The organism is Mesorhizobium amorphae CCNWGS0123 (assembly GCF_001686985.1).
GTDB classification, from domain to species: Bacteria; Pseudomonadota; Alphaproteobacteria; order Rhizobiales; family Rhizobiaceae; genus Mesorhizobium; species Mesorhizobium amorphae.
Window position 1 is genome coordinate 79,471 of the sequence record NZ_CP015322.1, and the last position, 16,188, is coordinate 95,658.

Here is a 16,188-nt window from a genome sequence, read left to right on the forward strand (position 1 = left end):
AAGACAATGCCAGCGTTTCGTGCAACTTGCCGAGCATACCCGTGCTGGGGAAAATGAACGCGGCATGCTTGGTCGCTGTCCGGCAAGCTGCTCCACGGCTACTGGCGCTTCAAAGACATCCCTTATGCACGCGACGGTGGCGAGCCATCGAAGCCAGTCCCGGGTACTCAACGGCCTATGGCGTCATCCTTGATACCTTTGACGAGAGTGGCAAAAGCGATGGCCCCAATAGGGCTGCGTCTTTTCAATCCAGGCGGCCCGTTTCACGTCGAAAGCAATCCGCTGCGCGAGATGGAGATCAAAGGCACCATAGGGTGCAGATCATCGGCTTCAGCCATCGATAGTCGTCGGCCGCCTGGTTGCCCAGCAGCTTCAGCGTCGAGCCGCCAACTGCCGCCTTAGGCCAACGGTGCGGTTGCCGCGTTCTCGTTCCGGCTATTGCTCGTCGGCACAGCCGCCATAGTCATCATGGGTGTCTCGACCAATATGCTGGAGCGCGGATTGATGCCTCGTTCGTGCTCGCCTCATAGGCCAGTTGTCACTGGGCTGCCGCGCGAAGCGGCTCAACCCGGTTGCAACTTGGTGCGAGCAGGCCGGCGCATCGCAGAACAGGGTTTCCTGCGATTTGCCGAGTTCGAACTCTGGAACCCATCGGCCACATGCATCCGAAAGAGGAAGCGGCGGCGACGGTCTGACACGAGCCAACCCAACTCTGAACGACCGCATTCTTGCAATCAACGGCCAGGGGACATGTATTGCCGGACGGCCGTACTGACGCCAGCTTCAGCAAGCTCTATCCGGTTGCCCTGCGCAATCATGCGACCTGCCGAAAAAGGAAGGCGATTTTCATGACTGCAGCGACTGCGAGTTTCCCGAAATTGCGGCGAGCAATAATGGTCATCTGGGCTTCGGGTCTAAAGACAAAGATGTTGGCAGTTTCGGATGGGCGAAACGTTGCGACCTGTAAAGCGCCACAATCATTCGACGGTGACCGATTTTGCGAGATTGCGTGGCTGGTCGACATCTGTGCCCATGAAGAGCGCCGTGTGATAGGCAAGAAGCTGTATCGGCAGCGAAAAGATCATCGGCGCGATAATCTCGTCGACGGCCGGCAGTACGATCGTGTGCATCGTGTCGAGTTTCGATGCGGCCGCCCCTGTTTCATCGGTGATGAGGATAATCCGACCTCCACGGGCAGCCACCTCCTGCATGTTGGAGACGGTCTTGTCGAAAAAGCGATCATGTGGCGCGATGACGATCACTGGCATGTTCTCGTCTACCAATGCGATCGGGCCGTGCTTCAATTCACCCGCTGCATAGCCCTCGGCATGGATGTAGGAAATCTCCTTGAGCTTCAGCGCACCTTCCATCGCCAGTGGGACACTGGTGCCACGGCCGAGGTACAGGACGTTATGAAATTTTGACAGTTCGCGCGACAGGAGTTCGATCTCCGGCTGGATGCTGTTTAGTACCTGGCCCATGATGCGCGGCATTTCGGCGAGGCTCCTGACGAGAGCCTGCACCTCGTCTTCGGTTACGGTTCCGCGGGCCCTGGCGGCGCCGATGGCGAGTGCGGCAAGAACGGCAAGCTGGCAGGTGAAAGCCTTGGTGGAGGCCACGCCGATCTCCGGGCCGGCAAGGATCGGGAAGACCGCATCGGCCTCCCGAGCGATGGTCGATTCGCCAGCATTGACGACGGCGCCAATTTTCAACCCAAGCTCCTTGCAGTACCTCAGCGACGCTAGCGTATCGGCGGTTTCGCCAGACTGCGAAATGAAAAGAGCCGCCGACTGCGGCGACAACGGGATCTCGCGGTAACGGAATTCGGACGCAACGTCGATTTCGACCGGTAGGCGCGCGTAGCGCTCGAACCAGTGTTTTCCGATCGATCCGGCGAGATACGCGGTTCCGCAGGCAGAGATCGCCAAGCTCGGTATCCTGGCGAAATCGATGCTAGAAACCGTATCAGCGTGATTGTCTATGATGTTGATATAATGACCGAGCGCTTGGGCGATGACGTCGGGCTGCTCGTAAATTTCCTTCTCCATGAAGTGGCGATGGTTGCCCTTGTTGACCAGATAGGCCGCGGCGATGGAGGTCTGGCGCGCACGCTCGACAGGATCGCCATCGAAATCGAAGATATGCGCGCCCGTGTTGCTGATAACGGCCCAGTCGCCGTCGATAAGATAAGTGATTTCATTCGTGAAGGGAGCAAGTGCGATCGCGTCGGAGCCCAGGAACATCTCACTGTCGCCGTGACCGATCGCCAGCGGTGGTCCGTTGCGCGCCGCCATGATGGTTGACGGATCATCCTCGAAGAGGATGGCAAGCGCGTACGCGCCTTTGACGCGTTTCAGCATGGCACGCATCGCCTCTTGCCTCGTCATGCCCTCGCGGCGGTGTCTTGCCAAGAGATGCGAGACAACCTCGGTGTCGGTGTCGGTCTGGAACTTGGCTCCCGCCGCCGTCAATTCGTCCTTCAGCTCGGCGAAATTCTCGATGATGCCGTTATGAACGACGGCCACACCGTCGGTAAAGTGTGGGTGCGCATTGCGTTCCGTCGATGCGCCATGGGTTGCCCAACGCGTGTGGCCGATGCCGATGGTGCCGCTCAGCGGCTCGTCCTTCAGCCTCTTTTCGAGATTGACAAGCTTTCCCTCTGCGCGCCGGCGGTGCAAGGCACCCTCGGTGATCGTCGCAACGCCGGCTGAATCATAGCCGCGATATTCCAGGCGCTTCAACGCGTCGACCAACCGCTCCGACACTGGCTGTAGCCCAACGATGCCAACAATCCCGCACATGTTCGTCCCCGAATTCTTCCCGTCAGCGTCAGCCCCACAGCAATCACGGAGACGTTTACCTGCTCGCTTTGATCATGGATGTTATAGTAGCATCCAGTTATATTGGTAAAATTGATAGTTATAATGGCTGCCATCCATACTGTGGATAGATGAAGATTCGTTTGAGGGCCCTGATTTAAATCGCCTCGTTGCGCTTGACGCTCTCATGAGGTGAACGCAGGCGCACGCCTGCGGCCCGAAGCAGCTCAGCGGGCATCAGCGCGGCCTTCGGCCAGGGAATTCCCAACGCAACCGCCGTTGCAGTCCCCGATGTTCTCAACCCACTCGCGTCGGCAGATCCTTGATGATTATCCGAGCCTCGATCAGCAGACATTGTCACGGGATCCATGCGCAGCGCGATTGTCGGTCCGCCCTCATGTCAACGGATGGCTGCCGCGGCATCCACGGCGGAAGGGATGTTCGCTGGTTCTGCCGCCCGTGGACATGGGAGCAGGAGAAGGGTTACTTCCCGCCGACTGGTAGGCTCGTGTGGCCTCTGAGCAATACAATATCGAGCAGATGGAATGGAGCGATGGCTCCCTGCACTTGAGTAGCAGAAGCCCCGAGGAATCCATGTCGCTTTGGCGATCATCCCCAATGAATGGGCACATGTGGCGGAAAACGCCAACCGTGGATGCCGATCACTCAGGATGACGCTGTGGCTTTATTGTCTTGCGAGGCATCGGCCTTCACTCAGGAAGGCTGTCTAGGGACTTCTTTTAGATCAGCGGACAACCGGCTCGCCATGGAATCGTCGGCGCGAGGGTGGCGAAACACCGAAGCCAACTTCCATCATCAGCCGCGGCGTGCGTAAAGGCACGGTGCCCATATGGAAGCCGAACGGATCCTCAACAAAGCCGAGGCCGGCCTCGCCGGTCAGCGTGACCGGGCTGTCGCCGCCGTAGAACTTGAGGACTTCCTCGGCCGAATGGCCGACAAGCAAGGTCAACTGATGCTTGAGGCTGCGGCGCTTGTGGCTGCCGCGCACATAGACATGCGGGCCAGTGCCTTCGTCGACCGGCATCAGGTAAAAGAAGAACTTGAGCATCCGCCAATCGTCGAGGTCGAAGTGGTATTTGTCGAGGGAGGCAAGGTTCTTCTCCGCGTCGGAGGCTTGGCCGGTCGGAAAGCTCCACCAGACACGGGTGGTGATCAGTTTCGCCTGAGCGCCGAGATAGTGGGCTGCAATGTCGAGTAGCAGCGGGTCGTTCTGGATGGCGACCGCTGCCGTGCAGCCGAGGATGCGTTCGAAATAGTGCCCGCTGAGTAACGGACGGCTGAACTGGGCCTCAGCCTTCGCATGTTCCGTCGGCATGAATTCTAGACGACGATCGAAGTTGCCGAAGCAAGGTGTGCACCGCGCGAAGGCTGCGATCTCCTCATGGACAAATGTCGGCAAAACGAGTCCGGAAAAAAGCCCATCCGACCGCAGCGCGTCAACGACGTCCCGGCGATTGACGCCGACAAACATTGTGTCCTGGGCTTTCTGCGACGCTCGAACAGGCTTTGCACCACGCCAGTGCATTTTCCTTGCCGGCATCGTGCGGGCGAGCATGAACATCGGCAGCCACGCTGGGTTTTCACGAAGATCCGACAGATAGGTCGGAATGCGTATGGCGATGCGACGCAGCATGCTGCCGTTCCGCGCGATCGCCTCCAGACTTGTGGCGCCGGCTTTGTCGGGGTTCTTCACGGTGATCAGGATCCTTAGGTATGAATGCACTATCAACGAAGCACCGGTTCTCAGTGCTTCGTCCCGTATTACCCAAACCCGATTCCCGCTATGGAAGAAGGCTAACCGCGCATCAGGTTTTGTGCAATGCACAATAACCTCGCTGGCAATTGCATTGTCGACCAGTCAGTTACGAAGCTGTGACCAATTACGCCAGGAACTGTCTATAGCCGCCGCCCCTCAGGTGGCAGCTACGTTGGATCGCGCACGCACCTGATCGCGAACGGGTGAGCCCGATCTTCTTCAACAGGCCGCGCCCGAACAGGGAACTGGCGATCCCAGGTCGCGACCACCAAGCGTGCCGGTCGGTCAAGAATTGTCGTCGGTCGCAAATCTGCCTCGTCGCGAAGTTCGAGGTATTCGTCCTCGCGATAGCCTGCAGCCAGAATTGCTTCGCGCGCTTCGGCAAGCGTTGGCAGGACAGGCGAGCCGCGCGCAAGCCCCTCAGCCGTCTCGAGCAAGACCGTTGGTAATTTGGGCACAACAGCACGCTCCACTGGCGACAGCCGGACATAGTGCGATGATAGTGCAAGACCGTCGGCTTCGCGGACTGTCGGACAGGGAACAATCGTGATAGGAATTCCCAGGTCACGGACCATGCGCCTGACCAGGCTGAAGCTGTTGAAAGTCCTTCTCGCCAAAGAAGCCGAAGTCAGCGCCGGTCTGCAGGCAGAGCTTGGCGACGACGGTCGCCACGCCATCGAAATGGCCCCGCCGGAAGGTGCCGCACAGGCCGTCGCCGACACCGGACACCGAAACGTGGCGAAGGCTTCCGGGTACATCGCCCCAGCATCCGGCACATAGAGTAAATGCGCACTCTGCGGCACGAGCTTTGCGGCATCTTCGTCTTCTGTCCGGGGATAGGTCGCAATGTCGGCGGCATTGTTGAACTGTTTCGGGTTGACGAACAGCGTCACGATTACCCGATCGGCCTTCTCAAGCGCTGCACGCACGAGGCTCAGATGTCCTTCATGCAATGCCCCCATGGTCGGCACCATCGCGACACTTGCGCCCGGGCGGCCCCATCCCGCCACATAGCGTGAAGCTCGGTAACAGTTCGAGCGATTGCCACGCTCACGCGACCTCTCCAGCCTTCGAGGCGGTGGCGTAAACATGTTCGGCGGAAGGAAAGCGCCGTTCCCTCACGTCGGCGGCGTAGGCGGCAATCGCCGCCTCGGCCCCAGCGCCTAGTTCGGCATAGCGCTTGACGAATTTCGGTCGAAAGTCGGTGAACATGCCCAGAAGGTCGTCGACCACCAGAATCTGGCCATCACACGCTGGCGAGGCGCCGATGCCGATTGTGGGGATGGCGATCTCTGCGGTGATCCGCCGTGCAAGCGGCTCGGGCACTTTCTCCAGGACCACCGAAAAAGCGCCGGCATCCGTGACCGAAGCGGCGTCACGCCTGATCCGGTCCGCATCGTCTCCCCGTCCCTGCAAGCGATAGCCGCCCAATGTGTTCACCGCCTGCGGAGTCAGCCCGATATGGGCCATCACCGGGACGCCGCGAGCCGTCAGGAAGCGGATGGTTGCTGCCATGTTCTCGCCGCCCTCGATCTTGACTGCCGCACAACCGGCCTCTCCCATCAGGCGGGCAGCGTTACGGAACGCCTGCTCCGGCCCCTCTTCGTAGGAGCCGAACGGCAGGTCGACGACCAAGAGCGCGCGCTTGAGCCCGCGCCGCACGGCCTGGCCGTGCATGATCATCATGTCGAGGGTGACGCCCAGGGTCGACGACAGGCCGTGCAGCACCATGCCTACGCTGTCGCCGACGAGAACGATGTCGCAGTGTCGATCAACCAGCTTCGCGATCGGCGCGGTATATGCCGTCAGGCAGACGAGCGGCGCCTGGCCTTTCCGGAAGCGAATATCTGGCGGTGTAATCGCCTTTGTATCACCAACTGCGCTCAACCCGCGCCTCCTTCCCTAACGTTACCAACCGTGGGTGTCGCGTTTGGCACATTTGTGTGCAGGTGCGAAGAGCTAAAATCACGCACGGGCACGATGTTGACGCGCCGACATTATCGTGGAAAACCAATCTAAATCGGTTCAGCTGCTTCCGTAAGCGTAACTCAGCCCAGCCGGATCAGGGATCATGGACCATCAGGGAAAGCCGACCAGGCAACTCAAATCTGGAGGGAAGAGGGGCAACAACGTCAATGCGGACCTGATCGCCGTCGTCGTCGCCATGAACAACAGTGTTCCCTGCGTTCTCACCATCCCGCAGGCAAACGCCCTGCCATCAGGTCCGTTCGAACTTGCTCACCGCTCACTGCAGTCCGGCCTCAGGGGATGGGTCGAACAACAGACCGGCCACCCGCTCGGCTATATCGAACAACTCTACACTTTCGCCGATCGCGACAGGATCGGCGCTGAGGAGCGCGTCATCTCGATCAGCTATCTCGCGCTCACACAGGCCGAAGACCTGGGCGCCGCAGCCAAGCGCTGCTGGGCAAGCTGGTACGACTATTTTCCATGGGAGGATCATCGCTCCGGCGCGCCGACGGCGGTGTTGGAAGATCTGCGGCCACGTCTGAGGGAGTGGGCGGGCAGCGCTGACGACACAGCCGTACGGCTTGACCGCCAGCGGCGCGCGGCTGTCGCCTTCGGCTTCGACGACCGGTCATGGAACGAAGAGTTCGCGCTGCAGCGTTATGAGCTTCTCTATGAGGCAGCGCTTGTGGAGGAAGCGGTGCGTGTCGGACCTTCAGCCGCGCCCACCGCGGTTCCAAGTAAATCCATGATCGCCGATCATCGCCGTATCCTAGCAACGGCTATTGCGCGGCTGCGCTCCAAAATCAAATACCGACCCGTCGTGTTCGAACTGATGCCGCCGCTTTTTACGCTCTTGCAGTTGCAGCAAACCGTTGAAGCGCTCTCGGGCAGACTCATCAACAAACCAAATTTTCGCCGGCTCATCGAACAGCAGGAGCTGGTCGAAAAGACCGGGGAGACGACCACCGAAACCGGAGGCCGGCCGGCGCAGCTCTACCGCTTCCGCCACGACATTCTCGACGAGAGGCCGGTGGCCGGGACAAAATTGCCGCTTATGCGGGCTTGACATCCCTTATAGTCATAAAGGATATATACCTTATATTCTTGTAGACTATAATCGGAGGCTCGATGAGCGCCATCCTGCCTTCGAGCGCGGCTTTGTATGACCGCGTTCGGCGCGTTATCCCCCCGATTGAATGGCCGGGATTTGCCGGCGATATTGATGCCATTCTTGATCTGAAGCGGCAGCGAAACGCCGTCATCCTGGCGCACAACTATCAAACACCGGAAATCTTCCATTGCGTAGCCGACATCGTCGGCGACAGCCTGGCGCTTGCGCGCAAGGCGATGACTGCCGAAGCCGATGTAATCGTGCTCGCCGGCGTTCATTTCATGGCCGAGACGGCAAAGCTGCTCAATCCGCAAAAGACAGTACTCATTCCTGACCTGCGCGCAGGCTGTTCGCTGGCCGACTCGATTACCGCCGAAGACATCCGCCTGCTTCGGCAGCGCTATCCCGGCGTGCCTGTTGTCACCTACGTCAACACATCGGCCGAAGTGAAATCCGAGTCCGATATCTGCTGCACCTCCGGCAATGCGAAGGCCGTGGTGGAGTCCCTTGGCGTTCCGCGTGTCATCATGCTGCCGGACGAATATCTGGCCCAGAACATCGCCGCCCAGACCGAGGTCGAGATCATCGCCTGGAAAGGCCACTGCGAGGTGCATGAGCGCTTCACACCGGCCGACATCCGAGAGTTGCGCGAAAGCCATCCCGGTGTGATCGTGCTCGCGCATCCCGAATGCCCGCCCGACGTGGTCGCAGAGGCCGATTTTTCCGGTTCAACTGCTGCCATGTCCGACTATGTCGAAAGGCAAAAGCCGCCACGCGTCGTGCTGATGACGGAATGTTCGATGAGCGACAATGTCGCGCTCCAGCATCCCGAGATCGAATTCATCCGCCCCTGCAATTTGTGTCCACACATGAAGCGGATCACGCTCACCAACATTCGCGTGGCTCTCGAGCAAAATCGGCATGTTGTGAGCATCGATCCTGAGATCGCCAGCCGGGCGCGGCTGGCTGTCGAGCGGATGCTGGCCGTATGAACGCGGACGTCCGTAGCTTTTTTGGCAGACCCATCATCATCGGCGGCGGCATCGCCGGGCTGATGACTGCGCTTTATATGGCGCCTGAGCCGGTGCTTCTTCTGTCGAGGACGCCACTCGGAACGGACACGTCCAGCATGCGGGCACAGGGCGGCCTGGCTGCCAGCCTCGCCGATGACGACAATCCGGCACTGCACCTGGCCGATACACTCGCCGCTGGCGATGGGCTGTGCGACGCGGAAATGGCAAGCCGAATCCTGCACGCGGCGCCCAGCGCGATCGCAACGCTGGAGGGTTTTGGGGTCCGTTTCGACTACACGCCGGAAAGGTCTTTGCGCCTTGGACTGGAGGCTGCGCACTGCCGACGGCGCATCGTTCATGCCGGTGGCGACGGCACCGGACGCGAAGTCATGCGTGCCTTGGTCGCGGCTGTGCGTTCCGCCCCGTCGATCGTGGTCGTCGAAGGTGTGGAAGCGCGTCGGCTGGCGGTCAAGCAGAATGCGGTCCGGGGTGTCTGGGCAAGCTGTTCGATGGGTTCGGTATTCTTCGGCTCGCGACGGGTGGTCCTCGCAACAGGCGGGATTGGCGGCCTGTTTATCGACACCACCAATCCCTTGGGCAGTTGCGGACAGGGCCTGGCACTTGCAGCGCGCGCAGGTGCTGTCCTTGCTGATCTGGAATTCATCCAGTTCCACCCGACCGCGCTTGATGGATCGAACCGCCCCATGACGCTCATCAGCGAGGCGGTTCGCGGCGAAGGCGCAACCATCGTCGACGAGACAGGGCGGCGTTTCGTCGACGGTTTGCGAGGTGCGGAACTCGCGCCACGCGACATCGTGGCGCGCGCTGTCTGGAAGCATCTTGCCGATGGCCATCGGGTCTTTCTCGATGTGCGGGAAAAGCCCGGCCCGGCATTCGGGCGGCAGTTTCCAACGATCGCAGCAGCCTGCCGCGTAGTCGGCATCGACCCGGCACATGACCTCATTCCTATCCGCCCCGCACAGCACTACCACATGGGTGGCGTCGCCGTGGATGGCGCCGGTCGCACCTCTGTTTCAGGACTTTGGGCCTGCGGCGAGGTAGCCTCCACCGGATTGCATGGCGCGAACAGGCTCGCTAGCAACTCCCTGACCGAGGCCATCGTGTGCGCGCGCTGGGTCGCGGAAAGCGTCGCCGGTACGCCTGCGCGCCGGACAAAGCCTGTCTTTGCACGCGATTACCCATCGCCCGATCCCATACCCGTGCGCCCTCTCCTCTCGAGCGCACTCGGCATCGTCCGGAATGGTGAATGTTTGAAAGCAACAGCGCGTGCTTTGTTGCCGCTCGCCGAGGCCAACGACGCGGCATCGGATTCCGCGTCTGTCGGGCTGATGATGACGATCGCCGCCTTGTCGCGCGAGGAAAGCCGTGGCGCCCACTACCGCGCCGACTTTCCGCATCGTGAAGCCGTTGCCAGACGTTTCGAACTTACTCTCGCCGATGCCCTGGCGGCAGCGCGGGAACTCGCACACGTCCCGAGCCTCGAGGGGGCCAGGTTATGAAGCTCGCACCACTTCCCACGGTCATGTTGGAGCCGCTTGTCCGGGCGGCTCTTCTCGAAGACCTTGGCAGAGCCGGTGACGTGACCACGGACGCCGTCGTCCCGAAAGAACACCAGGCGAGGACCGTGCTGGCGGCGCGCCAGTCGGGCGTTGTGGCCGGTCTCGATCTGGCGATGCTTGCTTTCCGGCTGATCGATCCTGACGTCGAAATCTCCGTGGAGCGGGCGGACGGCAGCGACGTGGCGAAAGGAGAGGTCATTGCCTCCGTGGTTGGGCCGGCCCGGGCCATTCTCACGGCCGAACGCACGGCACTCAATTTTCTGTGCCATCTGAGCGGCATCGCCACGGCAACGGCATCGATCGTGGCCGCGGTTCGCGGACATGGTGCGAAGATCGTCTGCACCCGCAAGACGACGCCCGGTTTGCGGGCAGTCGAAAAGTACGCCGTGCGCGCAGGAGGTGGCGCCAATCACCGCTTTGGCCTCGACGACGCCATCCTGATCAAGGACAACCACATTGCCATCGCCGGCGGAATTCGCACCGCGCTCGAGCGGGCACGAAACAGCGCCGGCCATCTCGTCAAGATCGAAGTCGAGGTCGATACCCTGGCCCAGTTGGAGGAGGTCCTTGGTTTCGCTCCCGATGCAGTCCTTCTCGATAACATGTCCCTCGACGATCTGCGTCGCGCCGTCGCAATCGTCGGCGGTCGGGCGATCACGGAGGCTTCAGGCACGATCACGTCCGATACGGCGCCAGCGATTGCCGCGACCGGCGTCGATCTGATTTCCATCGGTCGACTGACCCACAGCGCGCCGATCCTGGATATCGGCCTCGACTATCGGAGCTCATGATCGCGCGGCGAACGGACGGGAGCGGTCGATGACCTCCCTCTTCGTCAATCAGAAAGTGAAGACCCCGAAAAGCCAGAACCGGAGAAACCGCATGGACCTGCACGCAACGAGTCCGACGACGACGATACAGCAAGCCGATGACGATGGGACGTGGACGTCGGAGAAAGCTCGGGCACTTCACGATGCGCCTTTCAACAATCTCCTCTTCCTGGCGCAAACGATTCACCGCCAGAATTTCGATCCCAACAAGGTCCAGCTCAGCCGGCTTCTCAGCATCAAGACCGGCGGATGCCCGGAGGATTGCGGCTATTGCAGCCAGTCGGCGCATCACGAAAGCGGGTTGAAGGCGTCGAAGCTGATGGAGGTCCGGCGCGTCATCGCCGAGGCAACCAAGGCGCGTGACGCCGGCGCCACCCGCTACTGCATGGGCGCCGCCTGGCGCAATCCCAAGGCGCGCGATATGGATGCGGTCGTGGCGATGGTCGAAGGCGTCAAGGCGCTCGGCATGGAGACGTGCATGACGCTCGGCATGCTCGATCCTGAGCAGGCCGCTCGTCTGAAACAGGCTGGTCTCGACTACTACAACCACAACATCGATACGTCAGAACGCTATTATAGCGAGGTCATCAGCACGCGCAGCTTTGCCGATCGGCTCGATACGCTCGATCATGTCCGTCAATCCGGCATCAAGGTCTGCTGCGGCGGCATTGTCGGCATGGGCGAAGAGCCGGTGGACCGGATCGATATGCTGGTGACGCTGGCCAATCTGCCGGAGCATCCGCAAAGCGTTCCGATCAACATGCTTATCCCGATCGCCGGAACGCCGCTGGCTGAAGCCAAGCCCATCGAGCCGATCGAATTCGTGCGCGTGATCGCACTGGCGCGCATCATGATGCCGAAATCGCATGTGCGCCTTTCCGCCGGCCGCACCGCGATGACCGACGAAATGCAGGCGCTGTGCTTCTTTGCCGGCGCCAACTCGATCTTCGTCGGCGACACGCTGCTGACGGCGGACAATCCGGGCGAAGACAAGGATACTCTGCTGTTCCGCCGTCTCGGCATAGAGCCGATGGAACTCGAGGCGCAATGAACGGGGCACCGCTGGGCCGGCACGAGGCGACCTTGCAGGGGCTGGAGCGTAGGGACCGGCTGCGGACGCTTTCGCCGCGCGCCGGGCTTGACTTCTCGTCGAACGATTATCTCGGACTTGCCGCCTCCAGGAGACTTGGCGAGGCGGTTGCGGCGGCGATTGCGCGGGGCACGCCGGTTGGTGCCACCGGGTCGCGGCTGTTACGCGGCAACGCACCGGAGCATGAGGAACTGGAGGCGGACGCGGCGGCATTCTTCGGCGCCGAACGCGCGCTGTTCTTCGGCAGCGGCTACATAGCCAACTTCGCACTGCTGACCGCGCTGCCGCAAAAGGGCGACCTTTTGGTCCTCGACGAGCTTGCTCACGCCAGCATGCATGAGGGAGCGCAGGCCGGGCGCGCCCAGTTCGTGCTGGCCACGCACAACGACGTCAACGCTGTCGAGGATGCGATCACGCACTGGCGCGCCGGCGGAGCCCTGGGCCGTGTCTGGATCGCAGTCGAAAGCCTCTACAGCATGGATGGCGACCGCGCGCCTCTTGCGAGCCTCGTCGCGCTTGCCGATCGGCACGAGGCATTCATCGTCGTCGACGAAGCACACGCCACCGGCGTCTGGGGACCGGACGGTCGCGGGCTGGCCGCCGCATTCGAGGGCCGCGACAACATCGTCGCGCTTCACACATGCGGCAAGGCGATCGGCGCGTCGGGCGCGCTTGTCACCGCTCCACGAACGTTGTGCGACTACCTCGTCAACCGGTGCCGGCCATTCATCTACGCCACAGCGCCATCGCCGCTGATGGCAGTGGCAGTGCGCGAAGCACTCGCAATGCTCGTCGATGAGCCTTTGCGCCGTCTCCAGTTGCAGGAGCGCGTTGCCTTCGCCGGTCGCAAATTGGCGGAGCGCTGTGGCGTGAAGCCCAGCGGCTCCCAGATCCAGCCGGTTGTCATTGGCGACGTCAGGCGCACCATGGCGGTGGCGGCGGCACTACAGGCGCGCGGCTTCGACATACGCGGCATCCGCCCGCCGACGGTGCCGGAGGGCACGTCGCGTCTGCGCATTTCACTGACGCTCAACGTCGACGAATCCGATACCTCGGCCATGGTCGAAGTGCTCGCCGAGGGGTTGGGCTCGGCATGACCCTGCGCCTCGTCATCACCGGAACAGATACCGGAATTGGCAAGACGGTCTTCTCGGCTGGACTCGCCGGCCTGCTTGACGGCTTCTACTGGAAGCCGGTGCAATCGGGCCTTGACGGCGAAACCGACAGCGAGATTGTCGGGCGGCTTGCCGGCCTGCCCATGGGACGCGTGCTGCCGGAGGTCTACCGTTTGAGGAAGCCGCTCTCGCCGCATCGCTCGGCCGAGATCGACGGCGTCTCGATCGAGGCGGCGGACCTCTCGGTTCCCTGCGTGCCGGCGCCGCTCATCATCGAGGGTGCGGGCGGGCTGATGGTGCCGCTCAACCGCCGCACAAGCTTCATCGACATATTCGCACAATGGCGACTGCCGGTCATTCTGTGCGCCCGCACCGCGCTCGGCACAATCAACCACACCCTGCTGTCGATCGAGGCCCTGCGGGCGCGCTCCATCCCGCTGGCCGGTATCGCCTTCATCGGTGATGAGATGGCCGACACGCAACAGACAATCGTGGAGTTCGGCGGCGTGCCGCAGCTCGGCAGGCTGCCGCACCTCGATCCGCTAACGGACAAGACGCTGAGAGACGCAATGATTGCGGGCTTCGGCTTCGCCTCGATTGCCGGAGGCGAATGATGTCGCAGTCTCGAGTCTGGCATCCGTTCACCCAGCACGCGCTAGAGCCGACGATCCCCGAAATCGTCATGACCGAAGGCGCCTATCTCCATAAGGCCGACGGCACGCGCATCCTGGACGCCATCTCCTCCTGGTGGGTCGTCACGCACGGCCACCGCCATCCGCGCATCATGAAGGCTATCGAGACAACCGCGTCGAGCCTCGACCAGATCATCTTTGCGGGCTTCACGCACGAGCCGGCCGAACGCCTGGCCAGGGCGCTTGTCGGCCTCGCTCCCGCCGGACTCGAATGGGTGTTCTATTCCGACAGCGGCTCGACCTCAGTCGAAGTCGCGCTGAAGATGGCGCTCGGTTATTTCCGCAACATCGGCGCACCGCGCTCGCGCATCGTCGTCATGGAGCACAGCTATCATGGCGACACCATCGGCACGATGAGCGTCGGCGCCCGCGGTGTGTTCAACGCTGCCTACGAGCCGTTGCTGTTCGAGGTCGATACCATCCCCTTCCCGGCCGCCGGGCGAGAGCAAGAGACGCTGGATCGGTTCGAGGCCGTCAGCCGCGACCGGCACGCCGCCGCGCTGATTGTCGAACCGCTCGTGCTTGGCGCCGGCGGCATGCTGATGTACCCGGCTTCGGTTCTGGCCGAATTGAAGAAGATTGCCGAAGCCTCCGGCACGCTGCTGATCGCCGACGAGGTGATGACCGGTTGGGGACGAACCGGAACCATGTTCGCCTGCGAGCAGGCGGCCATCTCTCCCGACATCCTGTGCACCTCGAAGGGCCTGACCGGTGGCGCCATCCCGCTGGCGGCCACGCTCGCCACCGATGCCATCTTCCAGGCTCATTATTCCGCGGACCGGAAGAAGACCTTCTTTCATTCGAGCTCATACACCGCCAATCCGATTGCCTGCGCGGCAGCGCTCGCCAATGTCGAGATCTGGCGCGACGAACCAGTGGCCGAGCGGATCGCGGCCTTGAGCGGGATGCAGGCCGCCGGGCTTCAGCGCTTTCGCGACAATGCCAACTTCACCGACAGTCGGGTGACCGGCACGATCGCGGCCCTTGATCTGCACGCCGGCTCAGCCGGCTATCTGGCCGAGATCGGGCCAAAACTGCGCGCTTTTTTCCTCGAGCGCGGACTGCTGGTGCGTCCGCTCGGCAATGTGCTCTATCTTCTGCCGCCCTATTGCATCACCGGCGACGAGCTCGACGGGCTCTACGACGCCATCGCGGAGGCCGGCGAACGCTTCGGCTCAAAACCATGAGCCGATCGTCGCGCATTCTCGGGTTTGGTCATCATGCGCCTGGGCGCAAAGTGGCGAATGCCGAGATCGAGAGCAATCTTGGCCTCGAGCCTGGCTGGATCGAAAAGCGCACGGGAATCCGTTCGCGCTTCTGGGCAACGGACGAAGACACGCTGTCTGGCCTTGCCGCGCAGGCCGGCGATATGGCGCTGGCGAACGCCGGTATCGACCGTAGCGACATTGGTCTGCTGTTGCTCGCCACTTCGACGCCCGACCATCTCCTGCCGCCAAGCGCGCCCCTGGTCGCGCACAAGCTCGGCCTTGGCCGCGCAGGCGCGGTCGATCTGACCGGCGCCTGTGCCGGTTTCATCTATGCGCTGATGTTTGCTGATGGATTCACCCGCCTGCACGGCAAACCAGCGCTGATCATCGCCGCCAACATCCTCAGCCGCCGCATCAACCCGGCCGAGCGCGCCAGTTCGGTCCTTTTCGCCGATGCCGCCGGCGCCCTGGTGATTGGTCCGTGCGAGGACCCTGATCGGGGCGTTCTCGGTGCCTCGGTGGATTCCGACGGCTCGCGCTACGGGCTGATCCAGATCCCGGCGGGCGGAAGCAACGTCCCGTTCCAAAGTGGCCTGGATCTCGGGCAAACCCGAATGACGATGACCGACGGCCGCGAAGTGTTCGCAAGGGCCGTGGACATGATGACTGCATGTTCAAAGGACGCGCTCGCCGCAGCCCGAACGCAGCCGCAGGACATCGATCGGTTCGTGCCGCACCAGGCCAATGCCCGCATTTTCGATGCGGTCGGGAGGAGCCTCGGCATTGCAGATCACGCAATCGTCAAGACAATCGCCGACTACGGCAACTCTTCCGCCGCGACGATCCCGCTATCGCTTTCGCTAGCCCATCAGATGGAACCGTTTCGGCCGGGGGAGAAAATCCTTCTCGCTGCAGCGGGTGCGGGTCTCAGCGGCGGCGCCCTCGTCGTCGGAACTTAGCCGAGCAACCGGCCGCCCAACGG

General features: G+C 62.0%; 13 protein-coding genes. 9 read left to right on the top strand and 4 right to left on the bottom strand.

Annotated elements, in window-relative coordinates; translation table 11 throughout:
* Positions 1-977: 977 nt before the first annotated feature.
* The 4 genes from glmS to panB form a co-directional block, all read right to left on the bottom strand.
* Positions 978-2,801: a glutamine--fructose-6-phosphate transaminase (isomerizing) gene (gene glmS / locus A6B35_RS30470; protein ID WP_006205542.1), complete on the bottom strand. Its 1,824-nt coding sequence runs from the start codon at positions 2,799-2,801 to the stop codon at positions 978-980.
* A gap of 763 nt (positions 2,802-3,564) precedes the next feature.
* Positions 3,565-4,539 carry a hypothetical protein gene (locus A6B35_RS30475; RefSeq protein ID WP_050900867.1) on the bottom strand — a complete coding sequence of 325 codons (975 nt, stop codon included), beginning with the start codon at positions 4,537-4,539 and terminating at the stop codon, positions 3,565-3,567.
* A 224-nt stretch (positions 4,540-4,763) separates the two neighbouring features.
* Positions 4,764-5,570, bottom strand: a complete 807-nt coding sequence (locus A6B35_RS30480; protein WP_425277678.1) for a pantoate--beta-alanine ligase — start codon at positions 5,568-5,570, stop codon at positions 4,764-4,766.
* A gap of 76 nt (positions 5,571-5,646) precedes the next feature.
* Positions 5,647-6,483, bottom strand: a complete 837-nt coding sequence (gene panB / locus A6B35_RS30485; RefSeq protein ID WP_006205540.1) for a 3-methyl-2-oxobutanoate hydroxymethyltransferase — start codon at positions 6,481-6,483, stop codon at positions 5,647-5,649.
* Positions 6,484-6,667: 184 nt separating this feature from the next.
* Between panB and A6B35_RS30490 the strand changes: the two genes are divergently transcribed.
* The 9 genes from A6B35_RS30490 (at position 6,668) to A6B35_RS30530 (ending at position 16,165) form a co-directional block, all read left to right on the top strand.
* Positions 6,668-7,633: an NUDIX hydrolase gene (locus tag A6B35_RS30490; protein WP_006205539.1), complete on the top strand. Its 966-nt coding sequence runs from the start codon at positions 6,668-6,670 to the stop codon at positions 7,631-7,633.
* 62 nt (positions 7,634-7,695) lie between these two features.
* Positions 7,696-8,670 (top strand): quinolinate synthase NadA, encoded by a 975-nt coding sequence (nadA, locus tag A6B35_RS30495; protein ID WP_006205538.1) that lies wholly within the window; start codon positions 7,696-7,698, stop codon positions 8,668-8,670.
* Positions 8,667-10,211, top strand: a complete 1,545-nt coding sequence (locus A6B35_RS30500) for an L-aspartate oxidase (protein WP_006205537.1) — start codon at positions 8,667-8,669, stop codon at positions 10,209-10,211. The genes nadA and A6B35_RS30500 overlap by 4 nt, the downstream gene beginning before the upstream one ends.
* Positions 10,208-11,062: a carboxylating nicotinate-nucleotide diphosphorylase gene (nadC, locus tag A6B35_RS30505; RefSeq protein WP_006205536.1), complete on the top strand. Its 855-nt coding sequence runs from the start codon at positions 10,208-10,210 to the stop codon at positions 11,060-11,062. Before A6B35_RS30500 ends, nadC begins: the two co-directional genes overlap by 4 nt.
* A gap of 91 nt (positions 11,063-11,153) precedes the next feature.
* The gene (gene bioB, locus A6B35_RS30510) at positions 11,154-12,152 is read left to right on the top strand and encodes a biotin synthase BioB (protein ID WP_006205535.1); all 999 of its coding nucleotides are present in this window, start codon (positions 11,154-11,156) and stop codon (positions 12,150-12,152) included.
* The gene (locus A6B35_RS30515) at positions 12,149-13,288 is read left to right on the top strand and encodes an 8-amino-7-oxononanoate synthase (RefSeq protein ID WP_006205534.1); all 1,140 of its coding nucleotides are present in this window, start codon (positions 12,149-12,151) and stop codon (positions 13,286-13,288) included. The genes bioB and A6B35_RS30515 overlap by 4 nt, the downstream gene beginning before the upstream one ends.
* Positions 13,285-13,920, top strand: coding sequence for a dethiobiotin synthase (bioD, locus tag A6B35_RS30520; RefSeq protein WP_006205533.1), 636 nt, complete (start codon positions 13,285-13,287; stop codon positions 13,918-13,920). The genes A6B35_RS30515 and bioD overlap by 4 nt, the downstream gene beginning before the upstream one ends.
* Positions 13,920-15,185 (top strand): adenosylmethionine--8-amino-7-oxononanoate transaminase, encoded by a 1,266-nt coding sequence (locus A6B35_RS30525; protein ID WP_006205532.1) that lies wholly within the window; start codon positions 13,920-13,922, stop codon positions 15,183-15,185. The genes bioD and A6B35_RS30525 overlap by 1 nt, the downstream gene beginning before the upstream one ends.
* On the top strand, positions 15,182-16,165 hold the full coding sequence (locus A6B35_RS30530; protein ID WP_006205531.1) for a beta-ketoacyl-ACP synthase III: 984 nt from the start codon (positions 15,182-15,184) through the stop codon (positions 16,163-16,165). The genes A6B35_RS30525 and A6B35_RS30530 overlap by 4 nt, the downstream gene beginning before the upstream one ends.
* Positions 16,166-16,188 lie beyond the last annotated feature (23 nt).

What these genes read in the sequence shown, in the direction of transcription:
- A6B35_RS30490 (WP_006205539.1), top strand. Translation starts at nt 6,668, where the DNA reads ATGGACCATCAGGGAAAGCCGACCAGGCAACTCAAATCTGGAGGGAAG.
- A6B35_RS30530 (WP_006205531.1), top strand. Translation starts at nt 15,182, where the DNA reads ATGAGCCGATCGTCGCGCATTCTCGGGTTTGGTCATCATGCGCCTGGG.
- A6B35_RS30515 (WP_006205534.1), top strand. Translation starts at nt 12,149, where the DNA reads ATGAACGGGGCACCGCTGGGCCGGCACGAGGCGACCTTGCAGGGGCTG.
- A6B35_RS30500 (WP_006205537.1), top strand. Translation starts at nt 8,667, where the DNA reads ATGAACGCGGACGTCCGTAGCTTTTTTGGCAGACCCATCATCATCGGC.
- bioB (WP_006205535.1), top strand. Translation starts at nt 11,154, where the DNA reads ATGGACCTGCACGCAACGAGTCCGACGACGACGATACAGCAAGCCGAT.
- nadA (WP_006205538.1), top strand. Translation starts at nt 7,696, where the DNA reads ATGAGCGCCATCCTGCCTTCGAGCGCGGCTTTGTATGACCGCGTTCGG.
- A6B35_RS30480 (WP_425277678.1), bottom strand. Translation starts at nt 5,570, where the DNA reads ATGGTGCCGACCATGGGGGCATTGCATGAAGGACATCTGAGCCTCGTG.
- nadC (WP_006205536.1), top strand. Translation starts at nt 10,208, where the DNA reads ATGAAGCTCGCACCACTTCCCACGGTCATGTTGGAGCCGCTTGTCCGG.
- A6B35_RS30525 (WP_006205532.1), top strand. Translation starts at nt 13,920, where the DNA reads ATGTCGCAGTCTCGAGTCTGGCATCCGTTCACCCAGCACGCGCTAGAG.
- glmS (WP_006205542.1), bottom strand. Translation starts at nt 2,801, where the DNA reads ATGTGCGGGATTGTTGGCATCGTTGGGCTACAGCCAGTGTCGGAGCGG.
- bioD (WP_006205533.1), top strand. Translation starts at nt 13,285, where the DNA reads ATGACCCTGCGCCTCGTCATCACCGGAACAGATACCGGAATTGGCAAG.